The organism is Candidatus Pantoea bituminis (genome assembly GCF_018842675.1).
Taxonomy (GTDB): domain Bacteria; phylum Pseudomonadota; class Gammaproteobacteria; order Enterobacterales; family Enterobacteriaceae; genus Pantoea; species Pantoea phytostimulans.
Genome location: NZ_JAGTWO010000004.1, coordinates 1,330,816 through 1,349,373, shown reverse-complemented (window position 1 = coordinate 1,349,373; position 18,558 = coordinate 1,330,816). Strand labels below are relative to the sequence as shown.

The following is an 18,558-nucleotide window of genomic DNA, read 5'->3' as shown; positions in this document are numbered from 1 at the left end:
GGAGAATGGAAAAACTGAATGAATTTGAAAGAGGCGTTTTCTATGCGGCATACCTCATCTGCGAACTACACGATCAGCCGGTTATCGCAGCTGATGTAATCCGCGAAGCCAATCTTGATTGCTCCGACATTCGCAGCCTTGATGTTACTGAACGCAAAGTTCTTATGAAGCTCAGCAAAACTGACCGGCTTTCGCTAAGGAATCGCTAATGGAAAAGCTGAATGAACTAGAAGCTTTGGCTAAACAATGCACATCGATGAAGGTTGATGTTAACACTGACGCTGCTTACGCTAATTTTATTACCCAAATTGAACCAGAACATATCATCGATATTGCCGAGCACGTGCGGGAACTGGAGCAGCGCGCAGAAGCATCAGAGGCGAAGCTGGCCGAGCTGGATAAGCAGGAAGCAATTTTCCAAGTGGAGGTGTCTGGTAATCACTGGCTAAATGCTGGGCCAGTTGACGACAGTGATTTCACTGGACTCCCAGATGGCGTAAATCTGTTATATGCCCGCCCCGTGCCAGCCGTTAACCTTGCGGATTTAGTGCCGGATGGCTGGAAGCTGGTGCCGATTGAGCCGACTAAACGCATGATCATTGATGGGTTCGAATCCGAGCCTTCTGAGTTCTGGAACACCCCGGAGGAATGGGAATCATACCAGGCTATGAGCGGTTGTGGGCAGGCAGCGCATAAGACGCGGCTTTGCTGGGCAGCCATGCTGGCAGCAGCGCCGGAGGTGAAATGATGCAAAACTACAGCGAGATGCTCGACTTTGAAATCAACTTCTGGGTATCAGAAGTGACGGGCAAGACCGCTGACTATTGTAATTCATGGGCCGATGCTGGCCCTGTTATCCAGCAGGCTTCGATTGCTGTCTGTTGCTTCAAAGATTCTTTGGCCGATGCCTTTCCTACAGCTGAAGGTTTGATGAGCAATAAATTCGTGTCACACCTTAACCCGCTTCGGGCAGCAATGATTGTTTTCCTTATGATGGAGGAGAAAGGCATTGGGTAAGTCCGCAGCAGAACGCAAAGCCGAGCAGCGGAAACGTCAGGCCGCTGCCGGTAATCACAAGATTGAACTGATACTGGATGATCAGGAGCTGGTAATGCTCGACCATGATTGCGCCGCTCGTCGTCCGGGTCGTGATCCATATGACCGTTCAGAACTGATAGCACTGATGATTCGCAAATATCATGGCGAGCTGAAGAAGCAATTAGAAGCGTTGGCTGAAAGCCAGTGTGAGAAATGTCATGAAAGCTTGCCGGTTAATGATTGCCCATGTAAGGGCGATGCAAAATGCTGGACCACCAGCGGCTGGCACAAAGTGAAATTAACTATCGATACGCCGTGACATGTCACGGCTATAGCAACCCTGATGCAGCAGGAATGTGTGGAGAGAATTTATGGCTAACACCGAAATGATTTCAGAAAAAGAAGCGATGGATAAACTCAAGGTTTCATCCAGAATGACTATCTATAACTACATAAAAAAGTTTGGGTTCCCTAAACCGATAAGAACCCACCCTAAGCAGTACCTGGAAGAAGAAGTGAATAACTGGATTTTAAACGGCGGGATCAATCAGAGAGTTTCTTGACGTGCCAGAATATCTTTTCTGCGTATAGCTCATATGCAGCACGTTGTTCAGCTATCCAGTCATGCTTGTTATATACCGCCAGCACACCGCCTAAATCATGCCCCAGCATTTTCTCAACAACATGCGGGGCAACTCCTTCTTCTGACAATCTGGTGGCTAACGTCCTGCGGAAATCATGTGCAGTAAATTCACCTATTCCAACAGACTTCTCAATTCTTCCCAGATAACGATTTGCGCCAGAGATAGACATAGACGTTTTCAGGTCAGGTCCGGGAAATAAAACATCACCATAAGTCATCGTGGCTTTATCCAGGAAGGGTTCTATCTGGCTGAAGATAGGCCGACGAATGACCTTTTTCATTTTGCTTTTTTCTGCCGGTACCGTCCAAAGCCCCTCTTCGCGATCAAATTCTTTTTAACGGATAACCTCAGCTCGCTGTTACGCGCGCCGTACAGCATCAGCATTTGATGCAGAAGCTTGTTAGACGTTGATGCCCTGCTGCGTTCTATAGCCAGCCATATCTTAGCCAGCTGGTTATATGAAAGGGTTACTTCACCAACAGCAGCTTTGGAGCCTACATCCTTTGGGTTGATCTTCATCAGACTACAATCGTTGATGAACTGCCTTCTGATGCACCAGCCTATTGCTGACCTCATCTGAACAAGCAACTCTCGCGCACGCCGTGGGTTAATCTTTTCTTCATCCGTAAATCGTTCAACCCATGCCCGGACAGGAATATCCTCGATGGGGATGCCTGAGAAAGCATCTGTCATGTGCTTAATGATTGTCGAATTGTATAAAGCCTTTGTCTTTTCACGGAGGTTTACGTCAACGTAAGTTTCCTGCCAGTAAGTAAGGCAATCCTTAACGGTTGGTTTAGAGGTTGTGCGGTGAAAAACATCGGAATGGCGAGGGTCAATCCCACGATCTAAAACTTCTTTGAGGTCACCGACTTTGATTCTTGCGTCCTTCAACGTTACTGCCGGATACTTCCCTATCCCCAACCGGTGCTGCTTACCATTGAAACGATACCTATACTGAAAGTTGATGATGCCTCGTGGAGTAACGCGTATTCCAAGGCCGTCAGAATCAGTTATTTCAGATGGGCCGTCATATGGTTTACCATAGATAGAACGAAGTTTAGTGTCGCTGATAGCCATTATAGTTTTTTGTACTCACTGATTTTCGGTTTATGTACTCATCCTGTACTCAATGTGTCATGGACGAACATAAACATCAATAATCAGAAATGGACAAACAGTAGCACAAAGCACCTTTTCAACTGATTTAAAGCATATTTTTCATGTATTTAAGTCATCAATATTGAGCAAAGGCATCCAGTGCAAGACAAGCCAATACAGCACACATTCCTCTTTCACGATTATGAGACCTTTGGCACCAGTCCTTCGCTGGATCGCCCGGCCCAGTTCGCTGGCTTGCGCACCGACAGTGAATTCAACCCGATTGGCGAACCGCAGGTATTCTATTGCCGCCCGCCGGATGATTATCTGCCTCAGCCGGAAGCGGTCATGATCACCGGTATCACACCGCAAATCGCCATGGCGCGTGGTGTAAGCGAAGTTGAGTTTGCCGAACGTATTCATACGCTGTTTACCGAGCCGCAAACCTGTGTGGTGGGCTATAACAACGTGCGCTTTGACGACGAAGTGACGCGCAATATTTTTTACCGCAATTTCTTTGATCCCTACGGCTGGAGTTGGCAAAACGGCAATTCGCGCTGGGATCTGCTTGATGTCATGCGCGCCTGCTATGCGCTGCGCCCTGACGGCATCAATTGGCCAGAAAATGAAGATGGCTTTCCCAGTTTCCGCCTGGAACACCTGACGAAGGCCAACGACGTCGCGCATGAAAATGCCCACGATGCGATGTCTGACGTCTACGCCACGCTGGCGATGGCGAAGCTGGTAAAAGAGAAGCAGCCCAAACTGTTTGAATTTTTGTTTACGCATCGCAACAAAAACAAACTCATGACATTAATTGACATCCCGCAAATGAAACCACTGGTGCACGTTTCCGGCATGTTCGGTGCTGCACGCGGCAATACCAGCTGGATTGTGCCGCTCGCCTGGCATCCCGATAATCGTAATGCCCTGATCGTGGTTGATCTGGCGGGTGACATGACGCCGCTGCTTGAGTTGGATGCCGACACGCTACGCGAGCGTTTGTATATGCGTAAAAGCGACTTGGGTGAGTTAGCCTCGGTGCCCATTAAGCTGGTGCATATTAATAAATGCCCGGTGCTGGCCCCGGCGAATACCTTGCGTCCTGAAGATGCAGACCGTTTGGGGATTGATCGCGATCGCTGTCTGGCTAATCTTGCGCTGCTGCGCCAGCAACCTGATGTGCGAGAGAAAGCAGTCACTTTGTTTGCCGAAGCGGAGCCGTTTACGCCCTCAGAGGATGTCGACGCGCAGCTCTATGACGGTTTCTTTAGCGACGCGGATCGAGCGGGTATGAATATTATTCGCCAGACTACACCGCAGAACTTGCCGGCAATGGATCTGACCTTTGAAAGCGCGCGCGTATTGAAATTACTGTTCCGCTATCGTGCCCGCAACTTTCCCGGCACGCTGGATGATGCCGAGCAACAGCGCTGGTTACAGCATCGTCGTGAAGTGCTGAATCCTGAGAAAGTGCAGGCGTTTTTACTGGAGCTGGAGTCGCTGGCGAGTTTGCATGAGGCGGATCAGGAAAAAATGGGGCAATTGAAAGCGCTCTATTTATATGCGCAAGAACTGGTTTCTTAAAGTCAGTGCGACTGATGTTGAGTTGAGTGCTGATTGAGTGCGAGGCGCGCAGTCCTCATTCCAACCTTCCCCGCAAAGCGGGGAAGGAGACGCTTTGATATACAGCGACTAATCTAGATAAATGCCCACACTAACCAGGTCAGGGCAAAACCACATAATCCCATCAACGTGGTTAGCACTGTCCAGGTCCTCAAACCGTCCGCTACCGACAAACCTAAATAACGCGTCACCACCCAGAATCCAGAGTCGTTGACGTGAGATAAACCTAAGGCGCCGAAGCAGGCTGACAGCGCCACCAGCACCAGCTGCATATCGCCTAACCCCGTCACGGCAGTGCTTAATAATCCACACGTGGTTACGATTGCTACTGTGGCTGATCCCTGTGAAGCACGCAGTGCCAACGACAAAATAAAGGCAGCAGGGATCAAGGGAAGATGAATGGTTTGCAGTGAACCGGCCAGCGCCTTACCTACCCCAGATTCCACCAGCACTTTACCAAACGCACCTCCCGCGCCCGACACTAAAATGACACCGGCTGCAGTTGAAATCGCCTTGTTCGACAGTGTTTCTAGCTTTTCTGTGGTCCAGCCACGACGCAAGCCGAGCAGCCAGGATGCCAGCAACAACGTAATCAGCAACGCTATACCTGGCGACCCTATTAAGGTCAGGACTTTTAACGGCAAACTGCCTGGTGTCAGGTGTGGAGGCAGTAATGTTCCCAACATGATCAACAAAATGGGCAGAACAATTAAACTGGCGATCAACATGGCGCCCGGCACGTTTTTATCACGTGTCGATGAAGCGTGATCGGCCGATTCCGTCAGTTGCAGCTGTTCAAGAACCTGTACTGAAAGATGATATTTTTTGCGGTTTAACGCTTTTGCCGCGAAATAACCGACGACGCCCACCGGCACTGAAATCGCGATACCCAACATCATCAACCAGCCCAAATCAGCATTCAGTAATCCCGCCGCCGCCGCCGGGCCTGGATGTGTTGGCACCGTAACATGGACCATCAACATCATTCCCGCCATCGGTAAACCAAACTTCAGCGGTGAAACGCGCATCACTTTGGTAAAACCATAAATCAGTGGCACGACAATGATAAAACCGACATCGAAAAATACGGGTAAGCCCAGAATGAAGGCGACAATGGTTAATGCTGCCACCATACGTTGCGGCCCACATAGCCTGGCGAAACGGTTTGCCAGTGCATCAGCGCCGCCTGAAGCTTCGATAATCGCCCCCAGAATCGCCCCTAAAACGATGATTACCGCAATGCTTCCCAGCAAACTCCCCATGCCGCCGAGTATCACTTTCATGATGTTTTCAGCAGGGATGCCCGTGGTGATCGCCACAAATAAGCTTGCGATCAATAAAGCAATAAAGGGGTGAACTTTGGCTTTAATCACCAGAAGTAACAGCAATATCACGCTGACTAGCGCGATGGACAACAAGAAGGTAGTGGACATCGGCAGACCTCTAATTATTTATATTTTTCATCAAGTTAAGTATTTTGAAAATTTCTAACTGGTGGATTTTAGGTACAAAGCGACGCACATCGATTGCAAATTAACCGATGTGGTCTTTTTAAAAGGGTTTAGCGGCGGGTACGCCAGTCTTTAAACCAACCCAAGCCTTCTTGCGTATTGCCGCGCGGAATATATTCGCAGCCGATCCAGCCGTCGTAACCGACCTCATCCAGCAATGCATACAGATAGGGATAATTGATTTCACCTTCATCCGGCTCGTGACGATCGGGTGCCGAGGCGATCTGCACGTGGCGATAACGGCCTGCGTGGTGGCGAATTAAGTGGCTGAGATTGCCGTCCACCAGCTGAGCATGGAACAGGTCGAGCTGGGTGAAGACATTAGGCCGATCAATCAGCTTAACCATTTCCAGCGTTTGATACTGGCTGGAATAGAGATAATTCGGTTTGGTTTTCGGGTTCAGCGCTTCAATCAGCAAAGTGATGTTGTGCGGTGCAAACTGTTCGGAGGCGTAACGCATATTGCTGATAAAGGTATCAACATATGCCTGACGATCTGCGCCTTCTGGCACGGTCGCAGACATGATGTGCACCTGTGGGCACGCCAGCGCCAGCGCGTACTCCAGCGCACGGTCGATGTCCGCCTTGGCCTCAACTTCGCGGCCAGGAATGCCAGAAACACCCCATTCACTCGCCGCTACGTTACCGGCAGCGGTGTTAAACAGCACCAATTTGAGCTGGTTCTCATCCAACAGCTGTTTCAACTGCGCAGCGGGATAATCGTAGGGAAACAGAAATTCCACCGCCTCAAATCCGGCTTCGGCGGCGGCAGCAAAGCGCGCTAAAAACGGGACTTCGTTAAATTGAGTAGATAAATTAGCAGCAAACTTTGGCATTATCGGCTCCTTAATTCCGCCACTTCGCTATCTGTCAGATAACGTATGGCACGGTCACCCAGCGTGAACATCAGCCGTGCGGTCTCTTCCAGTTCTTCGGTGTTGTCTGCTGCTTCACGCAGCGATTTACCGACCACCACCGGCCCGTGATTTGCCAGCAGGAAGGCGCGATATTTTCCCGCCAGTTGCGCCAAATCGTCCGCCAGACGCTGATCGCCCGGCTTGTAATAGGGCACTACCGGCACATCGCCAACCCGCATCACCACATAAGGCGTGAACGGTCGAATACAGTTTTCGCTATCCAATCCTTGCAGACAGGAGAGCGCCGTCAGGTAATGGCTGTGCAGATGCACCACCGCTTTGCAGTCGGGATTATTCAGATAGAGCGCGCGGTGAAACGCGATCTCTTTTGAAGGCTTGTCGCCCGAAATCCATTCGCCTTCCAGCGTCACTTTTGATAAGCGTTCACCATCCAGTTCACCTAAGCAAGAACCGGTCGGTGTAGCGAGCAGATTGCCATCCTCCAGCAACAGCGACAGATTACCGGCAGATCCTGTCGCGTAACCGCGCTGAAAAAGGAGGCACCCAACTTCACCATCTCAAGACGGGCTTGCTGTTCGCTCGAAGAAAATTGCTCAGACATGGGAAAACTCCGTTTGTGCGCGGCGGAAGAACTGCTCATCACCAAAATTACCGGACTTCAGCGCCAGTGAAAGCGGCTGCTGGATGTCGCGTACCCATGGCACGCCAGGCGAAATAGTTGGGCCGATGTGAAAAGCGGTCACGCCCAGGCTTTGCGCTACCACGCCAGATGTTTCACCACCCGCAACAATAAAACGCTGCCAGCCACGTGCTTTTAATTCTCGCGTTACCGCGGCAAACAGTGATTCCACCGCTTCACTGCTGCGTTGTGCTCCGTATTGCTGCTGAATAGCTTGCAGCTGTTGCGCATCTGCGGTGGCGAATAACAGCGGCGCTAACGATTGATGGCTGTTTGCATCAACCCAGTCACACAGCTGTTGCGCGTAGCTTTCTGCATCGTCAAGACAGCGTTCAACTAACACTTCCTGGGCTGGCGCTTGTTGGCGATAAGTCGCGACCTGCCAGTTGGTCATCTGCGAACAGGAACCGGAAATCACCACGGCACGGCTGCCTTGCGGACGCCCCGCCTCTTCTGCTTCGCGGCGATCGCTGCCTGCTTGCGCCCATTGACGCGCCAGGCCGATCGCTAAACCTGAACCACCGGTAACCAAACGCATATCGCGCAGCGCTTCACCTTGGGTGAGCAGATGCTGCTCATTTAAGGTATCGATCACCACATAGTTAATGCCTTGCTGACGCAGTTCATCAAGCTTGCTGCGCACCGCCGCTGCGCCTTGGTCGAGGATGGGTGCGGCAATCAGCCCTGCTTTGCCTTTTGCCTGACGCGCCATTAATCGCAACAAATTGCTGTCGGTCATCGGTGTGACCGGATGGTGACGCATACCCGATTCGGACAACAATTGCTCGCCAACGAACAGATGCCCTTGATAAACCGTGCGGCCATTAATCGGCAGCGCCGGGCAGATCACCGTTTGCGTTTCATCCAACGCCGCTAACAGTGCATCGGTCACCGGGCCGATATTGCCCTGTGCTGTGCTGTCGAACGTGGAGCAATATTTAAAGTAGAAACGTTCGCAGCCTTGCTGTTGCAGCCATTTCAAAGCAGCCAGCGACTGATCAATGGCTTGCTCAACCGGGCAAGAACGTGACTTCAGGCTAATCACAATTGCCTGCGCGTCCAGCGCATCGCTGTTATCCGGCACGCCGTTAAACTGAATAGTAGCAAGACCGTTTTGCACCAGAAAGCTGGCGATATCGGTCGCACCGGTGAAGTCGTCAGCTATCACACCCAAACGCATCATGCTTTCTCCTGCGCCTGTGGCAGCGTAATGCCGCTGAAAATCTTGATCACCGCACTGTCATCTTCACGGCCATAGCCTGCGTTGCTGGCTTCGGTAAACATATTCAGTGCGGTTGAGGCTAAAGGCAGCGGAAAATGCAATGATTTGGCGGTATCAGCGACCAGGTTGAGATCTTTTACAAAGATATCGACAGCCGATTTAGGGCTGTAATCGCCATCCACGACGTGACGCATACGGTTCTCAAACATCCAGGAGTTTCCGGCGGCGTTAGTCACCACGTCATACATGGTATCGAGTGGAATGCCCGCGCGCGCGGCCAGCGCCATCGCTTCTGCGCCCACCGCAATGTGCACGCCAGCCAGCAGCTGGTGAATAATTTTAACGGTGGAGCCAAGGCCGATTTCATTGCCCACGCGATAGACTTTCGCCGCGACTGCATCCAGCACGGGCTGCAGTTGTGCAAACACCGCTTCGCTGCCCGATGCCATTACCGTCATGTCGCCGGTGGCAGCTTTGGCTGCGCCACCGGATACCGGCGCGTCCAGCATCAGTAACTGGTGTTCCGCCAGTTTTTGCTCAAACTGCTGCGCGTCTTGTGCCGAGATAGTAGAAGAGATCATTACCAGCGTGCCGGGCTTTAACTTTGCTGCCAGACCGTTTTCACCAAACAGAATAGCGTTGACTTGTTTGGCATTGACCACCAGCAGCAACACTGCGTCGAGCTGATCAACAAAGCTGTCAGCGGAGGTTTGTGCGTCACGTGCGCCAGCCTGACGCAGTGTTTCCAGTGCAGCGGGATTGAGATCCACGCCCCATGTGTTTAAACCTGCACGGATACACGATTGCGCTGCACCCATCCCCATTGAACCTAAACCGATAACACAGATATTTGAGACTGGCACCGTAGGCCTCCGCTGTTAAATTAAGTGATTATTTGTTTGTTGATGTTAATCCTGACAGGTTGTCGGGCGAAAAAATGCGCGCCAACTCACAAAAAATAACTTCATACCGCGAAAACAACAAATATTCACAAAGCAGAACATTCTCACTCAAGCCTTGCTGCAAGCGGATATATAGCCATTACCGCCCCTGTCAGGCTAAGAAATTTCTATTCGCGTTAAAGAGTAAAACCCTTACAATGTGAAAAAATGATAACTTTCAAGGAGCCGATGTGATTCCCGTCGAACGACATCAACAAATTTTGGCGCTGGTTGGCGAGCGTGGCGTGGTGAGTATTGCCGAACTGACCGATCGACTCGGTGTTTCACATATGACAATTCGTCGTGATGTGCAAAAGTTGGAAGAGCAAGGTGCAGTGCTGTCGGTGTCGGGCGGCGTACGTTCAGCCGATCGGCTGGCGGCGGAACCTTCGCATCTAACGAAAACGGCCCTGTTTAACGATGAAAAAAATGCGATTGGTCGATTAGCCGCGCAACATATTCCGCGTAACAGCTGTATCTATCTGGATGCTGGCACCACCACGTTGGCGCTGGCACGTGAGGTGGTGGATCGTGATGACTTGCTGGTGGTAACCAATGATTTCATGGTGGCGAATTTGTTGATGGAGGCCAGTAGCTGTCGGGTAATTCACACAGGCGGCACAGTTTGCCGGGAAAATCGTTCTTGCGTGGGAGAAGCGGCCGCGCGCAGTTTGCGTCATTTGGCGATCGATATCGCGTTTATTTCCTCGTCATCCTGGGGACCACGCGGGTTGTTCACGCCAGATGAAGACAAAGTGACGGTGAAGCAGACTGTCAGTGAAGTGAGCAGCAAGCGCGTGTTACTGAGCGACAGCTCGAAGTACAACAAAATCGCAACGTTTTTAGCTCTGCCGCTGGCGCAGTTCGACACCATTATTACGGATAAACAGCTAAGTGGTGCGGCGCGGGAATCGCTAAATAAAGGAGAATGGGAACTGATGATTGCGGGGTAAGGAGACGCTGCAACATGCAGGTACAGAGTGGGCATTTTGCAGCATCTTCCTCCCCCATGTATGGGGGAGGATTGAGGTGGGGGCAAACGACGTCATCTGCGCGCTGTCCCCCATCCCGCCCTTCCCCTGCTAAGCGGGGAAGGAGACGCTGCCGGATGCAGCTTCAATACTCGCATAGTGCAGGTCTTCCTCCCCCATGTATGGGGGAGGACCGAGGTGGGGGACAAACGACCTCGCACTTAAAAGAATAGAGCGGTTTACTTAAATCTCTTCGCTGAACTGCGGCACCGGATTACGGAAGCTGCGAGTCACAAACGCCAGATACAGAATACCGATAGTCGCCCAAATCAGGCCCAGCACCATCGAACTCTCTTCCAGGTTGATCCACAGTGCACCGACTGTCATTGCACCGAGCAGCGGCAGTACCAGGAACTGGAAGTGATCTTTCAGCGTGCGGTTACGCTTCTCACGGATCCAGAACTGCGCAATCACCGATAGGTTCACAAAGGTAAACGCTACTAACGCGCCGAAGTTAATCAGCGCTGTTGCCGTGACCAGGTCGAAATTAATCGCCATCAAGGCAACCGCACCCACCAGCAGCACATTCAGAGACGGTGTACGCCACTTCGGATGGATGTAACCAAAGAAGCGCTCTGGGAACACACCATCACGACCCATGACATACATCAGACGTGAAACGCCTGCATGTGCCGCCATACCTGAAGCCAGCACCGTGACCACCGAGAAGATCAGGATACCGACCTGCAACGCTTTACCGGCAACGAACAGCATAATTTCTGGCTGTGACGAATCCGGGTCCTGGAAGCGGGTAATGTCCGGGAAATAAAGCTGCAAAAAGTACGAGGCAATGATAAAGATTACGCCACCAATCAACGCCGTCAGGAAGATCGCGCGTGGAATGGTGCGTTCTGCATCTTTGGTCTCTTCCGACAGGGAACTGATTCCATCAAAGCCAAGGAAGGAGAAGCAGAGTATCGTCGCGCCGGTAATCATGGGCACGACATGGGCATTTTCTGACCAGAAAGGTTTGCTGCTGGTCAAGGTGCCCGCGCCTTCGCCGTTTGCTACGCCGTAAATCACCATCACAGTGATACCGACCATAACCACAACCTGCAGCACCACAATAATGCTGTTGAAGTTGGCAACGGTTTTGATGCCTTTGAGATTCGAGAGCGTCATGAAGCCCACCAGCATCACGACAAAAATCCACGAAGGAATGCCGGGCACCAGTGTTTCAAAATAGTTTTTTGCCAGCAGGATGTTGATCATCGGCATGAACAAATAGTCCAGCAAAGATGACCAGCCCACCATAAACCCGACGTGCGGACTGATAGCCTTTTGCGCGTAAGTATAAGCGGAGCCCGCAGAGGGGAAGCGGCGTACCAGCTTACCGTAGCTCACGGCGGTAAACAGAATCGCAATCAGTGCAAACGCATAAGCGGTGGCAACGTGACCATCGGTCAACCCAGAGACGATACCAAACGTATCAAAAAGGGTCATAGGCTGCATGTAGGCTAGGCCCATCATGACGACCGGAAGTAAGGTCAGCGATTTTTTCAGATGCGCACGCTGAGGTGCTGCAGAGGTATTAAGCGACATGCTTCATTGCCTCCTGTGCGACAACCTGGCCAGGTTGAGTCACGGGGCAACTGCGCAAGATGCGACAGGGAGTAAGGTGTGTAGAACGCGTGGCGCCGTAGTCATCACGAAAACGCGTACCAGCATAGGCTGGCAGTGTGGAAAACATCCCCATCTTTGAATCCTCAATCTCACGCTTAAGCGTGTTTTCAGTGTTTATCTATCCGGGTGCGTGCCCGGCCTCGGTTAAGTCAGCGAAAACCTGTCAGTAAAAACAATGTGCAAAAAAATAACCGGCGCGGTAAGCGTCGGTTATATGTCATTTTTGCAGCGCGCATATTCTGCCTCAAACAATTGGCTCAGCACAAGATGTTGCGGCACCAAATGCAAAATATTACTCAGGCATTTTTAAGCATCCAGTCAATTTCGGTGGCAGTGATCAACCGCTCGAACTGCATCAGCTCATAATTCTTGCAGCTGTACCATACTTTGGCAAAGCGCTCGCCTAATAATTTTTGCAGCGGATAGCTCTGCTCGAACTCATATAAAGCATCGCTTTGACGTATAGGAATCGCCAAACCTTCTGCTTCATGACCGTTGCCAGTCACCGGATGCGGTAGCGGCAGTTGCGTATCCAATCCATGCAGCATGCCGGCTAAAATCGCCGAAACCACTAAATAGGGATTGGCATCCGCGCCAGCAACCCGGTATTCGATGCGATGATTCTCGACATCGCCACAGGGAATGCGCAGCGCCACGGTACGATTGTTATGGCCCCACGATGCCTGCAACGGCACATAGGCTTCCGGTACAAACCGCCGAAAAGCGTTAACGTTAGGTGCCAGCAGCGCCATTGATGCGGGCATGAGATCAATCATTCCCGCCAGCGCGCGTTTGAGCAGCGGCGAATCGCTGCCGTCATCACAGGCAAAAGCGTTGTGATTGGCGGCGTCCAGCATGCTGATATGTACGTGCATACCGCTGCCCGCATACTCTTCATAAGGTTTAGCCATAAAGGTTGCGGTCATACCGTGGTTTTCGGCCACCTGACGTATCAGGCGTTTTAGCTGTATAGCGTGATCGCAGGCTTGCAGCACATCGCGAGTGTGATGCAGGTTGATTTCGAACTGGCCTGGCGACGCTTCTGCCAGCGCGCCATCGGCAGGAATGCCCTGCAGTTTGGCTATCTCATCAATGTCACGCAGGACATCGGCAAAGTGGTCGAGATTATCTACTGAGTAAACCTGGCTCTGCATGTTGCGCTCATCGCTGCCGGGCGAGCAAGGCGGCTGAATAAAGCCTTCCGCATCACGCTTTTTGTCCACCAGATAGAACTCCAACTCTACCGCTACCACCGGAAACAAGCCTCGATTGCGTAGCTGCTGCCACAGTTGATTGAGGACATTTCGGGGTTCAACGTCAAAGGGAGTGCCATCTTGGTTGCGCATGGTTAACAGCAGTTGCGCAATGTGTTCAGGATCGGAAGCGGAAGGAACTAACGTATTGAGAACAGGAAGGCACAGATTATCAGGTTCACCGAGGGATTGTCCGAGACCGGCCTCTTCTACTGTGTTGCCGAGAATATCCATGGCAAACACCGATGCCGGAAAGTAACAGCCTTTTTCAAGTTTAAGCAGCGCGGAAACCGGAATGCGTTTACCGCGAAAGACTCCATTTAAATCGTTTAATAAGATGTCGACATACTGCGTTTCAGGATGGCGCTCCAGCCAGGCTTTCACCTCAAGCTGGAACGCGCTGGTTCGTCTCTCTTCGCTATGACGCGTAAAGTCTTCTACTTCTACCAGGTTTGTCATGATCTCACCCGCCCCGTAAATGGTTTGCGCAATGCTCAAAATAACAGCCACCCTTCTAACATAGCGCCAACACAAAAAGTGTGCAAATGTAACAAATCTGTTTGAAGAACCCGCAACAGATTGCTAGATTGACAAAATATTGCACACTTAAGCACCAATCGCGCTTTTTCGGTTGATATTTCGAACAGCAAGTGAGGGGAAAAATGGGCATTATTTTTGACAAACCCTTGATTGGCGTAACGATGTGCCAGATCGATAAAGGCGGTCATCCCACGCAAACGGTGCATAACAAATATCTTGACGCCGTGTTGGCCTCGGGCGGTGTCCCGCTTGCCCTGCCTCATCATTTAATGCACGCCCCTCATCTATTAGAAAACGCTATGACGATTTTGGATGGCGTATTGCTCACCGGTAGCCCCAGCAATATCGAACCCTGGCAATATGGTGAAGAAGGCAAAGAGTTGCATAGCGATCCTGGCCGCGATCGGCTGGCTTTTAGTTTGATCACGCATGCCATGGGTAAAAAGATGCCGCTGTTCGGCATTTGTCGCGGCATGCAAGAACTTGTGGTTGCCAATGGTGGCGCACTGTATCGCCAGATTAGCCAGCATCGCCAGTTTCAGCGTCATCATGAAGATGATTCTCAGCCGCTTGATCAGCAATATGCGTCAGCGCATGCCGTCACGGTTGAGCCGGATGGCTTGCTCAGCAACCTGCTCGATAGCACCACGCTGACAGTAAACTCACTGCATCAACAAGGGATCCGCGAGCTGGGTCCACAATTACGCATCGAAGCGCGCGCGCCCGACGGGCTGATTGAAGCGGTCAGCCTGCATCATCATCCCTTTGCCCTGGCGGTGCAGTGGCACCCTGAATGGCAAGCGGAAAGCTCGGCAACGTCACGTCAGTTGTTCGATGGATTTATTCAGGCCGCAATCCGTTACCACAAGGAAAAGAGAACATGAATGATGCCACTCTGGCCCCCGGAAGGCGTTTATCGCAAATCCGGCAAGAGTTGGGATTGTCTCAGCGCCGCGTCGCTGAACTTGCAGGTTTAACACACAGCGCAATTAGCACCATAGAGCAGGATAAAGTCAGCCCGGCGGTAAGCACCTTACAGAAATTATTAAAAGTATATGGCTTATCGCTGTCGGAGTTCTTCTCTGAAGCCAAAGCGGATTCAACGCCAAAAATCATCGTTCGCCCGGACGATTTACTGGAGATAGGCAGCCAGGGCGTGTCGCTCAAGCTCATTCATAACGGGCAGAGCCGCCGCACACTGGGCATGCTGCTGGAAACCTATCAGCCCGGTGCCAGCACGGGTGAGAAATTGCGTCATCCCGGCGAAGAGACCGGCACGCTGCTGGAAGGTGAAATCACCTTAGTGGTGAACGGGCAAAGTTTTCATTTATATGCGGGTGAAAGTTACGTTATTGACACCGGTTTGCCGCACAGCTTTACCAATACCACCGATCACATATGTCGCATTATCAGTGCCCATACGCCCGCCAATTTTTAATAAAAATTGCGTTTTGAGGAGGTTGTGATGAATTACGTGGAGAGTTATTACGCTGCAACAGCCAATCCTCATGAACCGTGGCCGCTATTGCAAGAGAGTATTCAGTGTGACGTTTGCATTATCGGCGGCGGTTTTACCGGTTTATCCGCTGCCCTCTACCTGACCGAAGCGGGTTATGACGTGGTAGTGCTGGAGGCGGCCCGCGTCGGATATGGCGCCAGCGGTCGCAACGGCGGCCAGGTGGTGAACTCTTACAGCCGTGACGTCGATGTGATTGAACAGCGTTACGGGAAAGAGAGCGCGCGCATGCTCGGCAGCATGATGTTTGAAGGTGCCGAGATCATCCGCGATCGTATTGATCGTTATGCGATCGCCTGTGATTATCGCCCCGGCGGCATTTTTGCGGCATTAAATGCGCGTCAAATGGGCCACCTGCGTAATCAGAAAAAGTTGTGGGCGCAATATGGTAATCACGATCTTGAACTTTTAGATGAACGCGGCATTCGCCGGGAAGTCGCGACCGAGCGCTATATTGGTGGCCTGCTGGATAAGCGTGGCGGGCATTTACATCCGCTCAATTTGGCTCTGGGCGAAGCAGAAGCCATTCGCCGCCACGGCGGCCGCATCTATGAGCAATCTGCCGCGTTGAACGTGGTTTATGGCTCGCCGAATCGAGTGAAAACAGCGCAGGGAGAAGTCACAGCAAAATTTGTGATTTTTGCCGGTAACGCTTACCTGCCGACCAAAGTCGAACCACGCCTTAGCAGCAAAAGCATGCCGTGCGGCTCACAAATTGTCGCAACCGAGCCGTTGAGTCGCGATCAGGCGCTGTCGCTGTTACCCAACAATTACTGCGTGGAAGATTGTAACTACCTACTGGATTACTTCCGCCTTACCGCCGATAACCGCTTGTTATACGGCGGCGGCGTGGTTTACGGTGCGCGCGATCCACGAGATATTGAAGCACTTATTCGTCCAAAACTTCTTCGTACCTTTCCTCAGTTGCAGAATGTGAAACTGGCGTTTGGCTGGAGCGGGAATTTCCTATTGACCTTGTCGCGCATGCCGCAGTTTGGCCGCCTGGAGAATAACGTCTATTTTATGCAGGGCGACAGTGGACACGGCGTCACCTGCACGCATCTCTCTGGCAAGTTAATCAGCGAAGTCCTGCGCGGCGATGCAGAGCGCTTTGATGCCTTTGCCAATTTACCTCACCTACCCTTCCCCGGCGGACGACGATTTAAAGTACCGTTAACCGCGATGGGCGCGGTGTGGTATGCGATACGGGATCGATTAGGGGTGTAATTCAGCGGGCGTTTCATCCTTGCGCTTTAATGCAGAAGCAAAAGCTCCCTTTGCGCCTTCACATAGATGATCCAAGGAAGGATTATGTGAGCTTCTCAGCACAGCAATATTTTCAGGCTGCTGAGTTGCTTTAAAAAAATCAGCCGGCGTAGCTTCAATAAAGCTTTCAATCAGTACGGGTAATTCCTGCTGTTTTCCTTTCAAGATAAATGCCCTCAAATGAGATTTTCCTTACAATCCAATAAGATTCAAAATTCACTCATACTAAGAAAAAGTTCAGGTTTATTAGCGAATTTTCAACACCACCGCTTTGAATCTAAGCTTTAACTTTACAGTTGCTAACGTTCTCTTTACCAAAACTTGCTATCCTGCGGGCGTGATGACAAGATCGGCCTCTTTTCGATTTTGGATAGTAAAAATGATCAGGTTGTTCGCTAAGTACGCCTCAGTGGGGGTGATCAATACTCTGCTGCATTGGGCTGTTTTCGCGGGTATGTATGCCCTCGGTTATCAGCAGTCCATCTCCAACCTTGTCGCTTTTTGCATAGCAGTCACCTTTTCTTTTTTCGCAAACGCTAAGTGGACCTTCAACGCTGAAGCCACTACCTCGCGGTATTTCCTGTATCTCGCGTTTATGGGAGCAATGGCCGCTGCCGTTGGATGGATTGCAGATCGCTTACATGTACACCCTATCGTGACGCTGGTGCTGTTTTCAGGGATCAGCTTGGTATGTGGTTTCGTCTACTCAAAGTTTTTCATCTTCAGGGAGAGTAAATGAAGATATCTCTAATTGTGCCGGTTCTTAACGAAGAAGAAGCCATTCCGCTTTTTTATGATGCCGTTCGAGAATTCGAGCCTTTCAAAGAGTATAAGATTGAGATTGTATTCATTAATGACGGCAGCACTGATCGCACTGAATCAGTATTAAGCCAGATAGAATCTAGCGATCCTCTCGTAAAACATATCTCATTTACCCGAAACTTTGGTAAAGAGCCTGCATTATTTGCGGGGCTTGAAGCCGCCACCGGCGAAGCAATCATTCCAATTGATGTTGATTTACAAGATCCCATTAATGTCATTCCTGAAATGATTAATAAGTGGTTAAAGGGTGCTGATGTTGTTTTGGCTAAACGTATTGATCGCAGTACAGATTCCCACTTAAAACGTAAAACAGCAGAATGGTTCTATAAACTTCATAATAGAATTAGCTCGCCAAAAATTGAAGAAAACGTAGGCGACTTTCGTCTTATGTCCCGCGACATTGTTGAAAATATAAAGTTGTTGCGGGAAAGGAATCTCTTTATGAAAGGCATTCTTAGTTGGGTTGGTGGTAAAACCGAAGTGGTTGAATATATTAGAGCCGACCGAGTTGCCGGAACAACGAAATTCAATGGCTGGAAACTTTGGAATTTAGCGCTAGAAGGAATCACCTCTTTTTCAACATTCCCTCTGCGTATGTGGACATATATTGGTCTACTTGTGGCCATGCTTTCTTTTATTTATGGCGTCTGGATGGTTATTGATACTATCGTTTGGGGTAATCCAGTTAAGGGATATCCTTCAATAATGGTTTCTATGTTATTCCTTGGCGGGATTCAACTCATTGGGATTGGTGTATTAGGTGAATATATTGGTAGGATTTATATTGAAGCAAAAGGCAGGCCACGTTATATAATTTCTAAAAAAAGTGATAATGCCAAACTAACTTAAGCATAAAAAATCAATTTT

The 18,558-nt window shown here is 50.6% G+C and carries 19 protein-coding genes and 2 pseudogenes; 12 read left to right on the top strand and 9 right to left on the bottom strand.

Annotated elements, in window-relative coordinates; genetic code table 11:
* The first annotated feature begins 5 nt into the window (after positions 1-5).
* Genes KQP84_RS09990 through KQP84_RS09970 form a run of 5 tightly spaced genes read left to right on the top strand, consistent with a single transcriptional unit; the run spans position 6 to position 1,601 of the window.
* Positions 6-209: a hypothetical protein gene (locus tag KQP84_RS09990; RefSeq protein WP_215846351.1), complete on the top strand. Its 204-nt coding sequence runs from the start codon at positions 6-8 to the stop codon at positions 207-209.
* Entirely contained in the window at positions 209-748 is a 540-nt protein-coding gene (locus KQP84_RS09985; protein WP_215846349.1) for a hypothetical protein, read from the top strand. Before KQP84_RS09990 ends, KQP84_RS09985 begins: the two co-directional genes overlap by 1 nt.
* Complete coding sequence (locus tag KQP84_RS09980) at positions 745-1,017, top strand: phage protein NinX family protein (protein WP_215846347.1); 273 nt, start codon at positions 745-747, stop codon at positions 1,015-1,017. Before KQP84_RS09985 ends, KQP84_RS09980 begins: the two co-directional genes overlap by 4 nt.
* Entirely contained in the window at positions 1,010-1,357 is a 348-nt protein-coding gene (locus KQP84_RS09975) for a hypothetical protein (RefSeq protein ID WP_215846345.1), read from the top strand. The genes KQP84_RS09980 and KQP84_RS09975 overlap by 8 nt, the downstream gene beginning before the upstream one ends.
* A gap of 52 nt (positions 1,358-1,409) precedes the next feature.
* Entirely contained in the window at positions 1,410-1,601 is a 192-nt protein-coding gene (locus tag KQP84_RS09970) for a helix-turn-helix transcriptional regulator (protein ID WP_215846343.1), read from the top strand.
* On the opposite strand, the pseudogene KQP84_RS09965 reads toward KQP84_RS09970, so the two are convergent.
* Positions 1,582-2,762 (bottom strand): annotated as a pseudogene (locus KQP84_RS09965) (tyrosine-type recombinase/integrase). The gene KQP84_RS09970 and the pseudogene KQP84_RS09965 overlap by 20 nt on opposite strands.
* 180 nt (positions 2,763-2,942) lie before the next feature.
* On the opposite strand from KQP84_RS09965, the gene sbcB reads away from it, so the two are divergent.
* On the top strand, positions 2,943-4,370 hold the full coding sequence (gene sbcB, locus KQP84_RS09960) for an exodeoxyribonuclease I (protein ID WP_215846342.1): 1,428 nt from the start codon (positions 2,943-2,945) through the stop codon (positions 4,368-4,370).
* Between the two features lie 113 nt (positions 4,371-4,483).
* Here sbcB and KQP84_RS09955 read toward each other — a convergent pair whose 3' ends face one another.
* The 5 genes and pseudogenes from KQP84_RS09955 to ltnD form a co-directional block, all read right to left on the bottom strand.
* Positions 4,484-5,842 carry a GntP family transporter gene (locus tag KQP84_RS09955; protein ID WP_215846340.1) on the bottom strand — a complete coding sequence of 453 codons (1,359 nt, stop codon included), beginning with the start codon at positions 5,840-5,842 and terminating at the stop codon, positions 4,484-4,486.
* A gap of 128 nt (positions 5,843-5,970) precedes the next feature.
* Positions 5,971-6,756, bottom strand: a complete 786-nt coding sequence (locus KQP84_RS09950) for an HPr family phosphocarrier protein (protein WP_215846338.1) — start codon at positions 6,754-6,756, stop codon at positions 5,971-5,973.
* Positions 6,756-7,399: pseudogene (gene otnC, locus KQP84_RS09945) on the bottom strand (3-oxo-tetronate 4-phosphate decarboxylase). The gene KQP84_RS09950 and the pseudogene otnC overlap by 1 nt, the downstream one beginning before the upstream one ends.
* Positions 7,392-8,657: a 3-oxo-tetronate kinase gene (gene otnK / locus KQP84_RS09940; protein ID WP_305798598.1), complete on the bottom strand. Its 1,266-nt coding sequence runs from the start codon at positions 8,655-8,657 to the stop codon at positions 7,392-7,394. Before otnK ends, otnC begins: the two are co-directional and overlap by 8 nt.
* Positions 8,657-9,562, bottom strand: coding sequence for an L-threonate dehydrogenase (ltnD, locus tag KQP84_RS09935; RefSeq protein ID WP_215846335.1), 906 nt, complete (start codon positions 9,560-9,562; stop codon positions 8,657-8,659). Before ltnD ends, otnK begins: the two co-directional genes overlap by 1 nt.
* A gap of 269 nt (positions 9,563-9,831) precedes the next feature.
* Between ltnD and ygbI the strand changes: the two genes are divergently transcribed.
* Positions 9,832-10,593: a DNA-binding transcriptional repressor YgbI gene (gene ygbI / locus KQP84_RS09930; protein ID WP_215846333.1), complete on the top strand. Its 762-nt coding sequence runs from the start codon at positions 9,832-9,834 to the stop codon at positions 10,591-10,593.
* Between the two features lie 261 nt (positions 10,594-10,854).
* Here the strand turns inward: ygbI and KQP84_RS09925 are convergent, their stop codons facing one another.
* Entirely contained in the window at positions 10,855-12,213 is a 1,359-nt protein-coding gene (locus KQP84_RS09925; RefSeq protein ID WP_215846332.1) for an APC family permease, read from the bottom strand.
* 377 nt (positions 12,214-12,590) lie between these two features.
* A complete protein-coding gene (locus tag KQP84_RS09920; protein ID WP_252515248.1) occupies positions 12,591-14,006 on the bottom strand; it encodes a glutamine synthetase family protein in 1,416 nt (471 codons plus the stop codon).
* 203 nt (positions 14,007-14,209) lie between these two features.
* Here KQP84_RS09920 and puuD point away from each other — a divergent pair, with 203 nt between their 5' ends.
* From puuD to KQP84_RS09905, 3 genes are read left to right on the top strand one after another with little or no spacing between them, the layout of a single operon-like run.
* Positions 14,210-14,971, top strand: coding sequence for a gamma-glutamyl-gamma-aminobutyrate hydrolase (gene puuD / locus KQP84_RS09915; RefSeq protein ID WP_215846330.1), 762 nt, complete (start codon positions 14,210-14,212; stop codon positions 14,969-14,971).
* The gene (gene puuR / locus KQP84_RS09910) at positions 14,968-15,525 is read left to right on the top strand and encodes an HTH-type transcriptional regulator PuuR (protein WP_215846329.1); all 558 of its coding nucleotides are present in this window, start codon (positions 14,968-14,970) and stop codon (positions 15,523-15,525) included. Before puuD ends, puuR begins: the two co-directional genes overlap by 4 nt.
* Before the next feature lie 27 nt (positions 15,526-15,552).
* Entirely contained in the window at positions 15,553-16,830 is a 1,278-nt protein-coding gene (locus tag KQP84_RS09905) for an NAD(P)/FAD-dependent oxidoreductase (protein WP_215846327.1), read from the top strand.
* Here KQP84_RS09905 and KQP84_RS09900 read toward each other — a convergent pair.
* Entirely contained in the window at positions 16,819-17,034 is a 216-nt protein-coding gene (locus tag KQP84_RS09900) for a hypothetical protein (protein ID WP_215846325.1), read from the bottom strand. The two genes, KQP84_RS09905 and KQP84_RS09900, sit on opposite strands and share 12 nt — an antisense overlap.
* Positions 17,035-17,248: 214 nt before the next feature.
* Between KQP84_RS09900 and KQP84_RS09895 the strand changes: the two genes are divergently transcribed.
* Both KQP84_RS09895 and KQP84_RS09890 read left to right on the top strand, forming a co-directional pair.
* Positions 17,249-17,608 carry a GtrA family protein gene (locus tag KQP84_RS09895; protein WP_215846324.1) on the top strand — a complete coding sequence of 120 codons (360 nt, stop codon included), beginning with the start codon at positions 17,249-17,251 and terminating at the stop codon, positions 17,606-17,608.
* Positions 17,605-18,540: a glycosyltransferase family 2 protein gene (locus KQP84_RS09890; protein ID WP_215846322.1), complete on the top strand. Its 936-nt coding sequence runs from the start codon at positions 17,605-17,607 to the stop codon at positions 18,538-18,540. Before KQP84_RS09895 ends, KQP84_RS09890 begins: the two co-directional genes overlap by 4 nt.
* Positions 18,541-18,558: the final 18 nt, after the last annotated feature.

Bases quoted from the DNA above. Each gene is read 5' to 3' on its own strand.
- KQP84_RS09895 (WP_215846324.1), top strand. From the start codon at position 17,249: ATGATCAGGTTGTTCGCTAAGTACGCCTCAGTGGGGGTGATCAATACT.
- KQP84_RS09955 (WP_215846340.1), bottom strand. From the start codon at position 5,842: ATGTCCACTACCTTCTTGTTGTCCATCGCGCTAGTCAGCGTGATATTG.
- KQP84_RS09925 (WP_215846332.1), bottom strand. From the start codon at position 12,213: ATGTCGCTTAATACCTCTGCAGCACCTCAGCGTGCGCATCTGAAAAAA.
- KQP84_RS09905 (WP_215846327.1), top strand. From the start codon at position 15,553: ATGAATTACGTGGAGAGTTATTACGCTGCAACAGCCAATCCTCATGAA.
- KQP84_RS09980 (WP_215846347.1), top strand. From the start codon at position 745: ATGATGCAAAACTACAGCGAGATGCTCGACTTTGAAATCAACTTCTGG.
- KQP84_RS09990 (WP_215846351.1), top strand. From the start codon at position 6: ATGGAAAAACTGAATGAATTTGAAAGAGGCGTTTTCTATGCGGCATAC.
- KQP84_RS09970 (WP_215846343.1), top strand. From the start codon at position 1,410: ATGGCTAACACCGAAATGATTTCAGAAAAAGAAGCGATGGATAAACTC.
- KQP84_RS09950 (WP_215846338.1), bottom strand. From the start codon at position 6,756: ATGCCAAAGTTTGCTGCTAATTTATCTACTCAATTTAACGAAGTCCCG.
- puuR (WP_215846329.1), top strand. From the start codon at position 14,968: ATGAATGATGCCACTCTGGCCCCCGGAAGGCGTTTATCGCAAATCCGG.
- KQP84_RS09985 (WP_215846349.1), top strand. From the start codon at position 209: ATGGAAAAGCTGAATGAACTAGAAGCTTTGGCTAAACAATGCACATCG.
- KQP84_RS09890 (WP_215846322.1), top strand. From the start codon at position 17,605: ATGAAGATATCTCTAATTGTGCCGGTTCTTAACGAAGAAGAAGCCATT.
- puuD (WP_215846330.1), top strand. From the start codon at position 14,210: ATGGGCATTATTTTTGACAAACCCTTGATTGGCGTAACGATGTGCCAG.
- otnK (WP_305798598.1), bottom strand. From the start codon at position 8,657: ATGCGTTTGGGTGTGATAGCTGACGACTTCACCGGTGCGACCGATATC.
- KQP84_RS09920 (WP_252515248.1), bottom strand. From the start codon at position 14,006: ATGACAAACCTGGTAGAAGTAGAAGACTTTACGCGTCATAGCGAAGAG.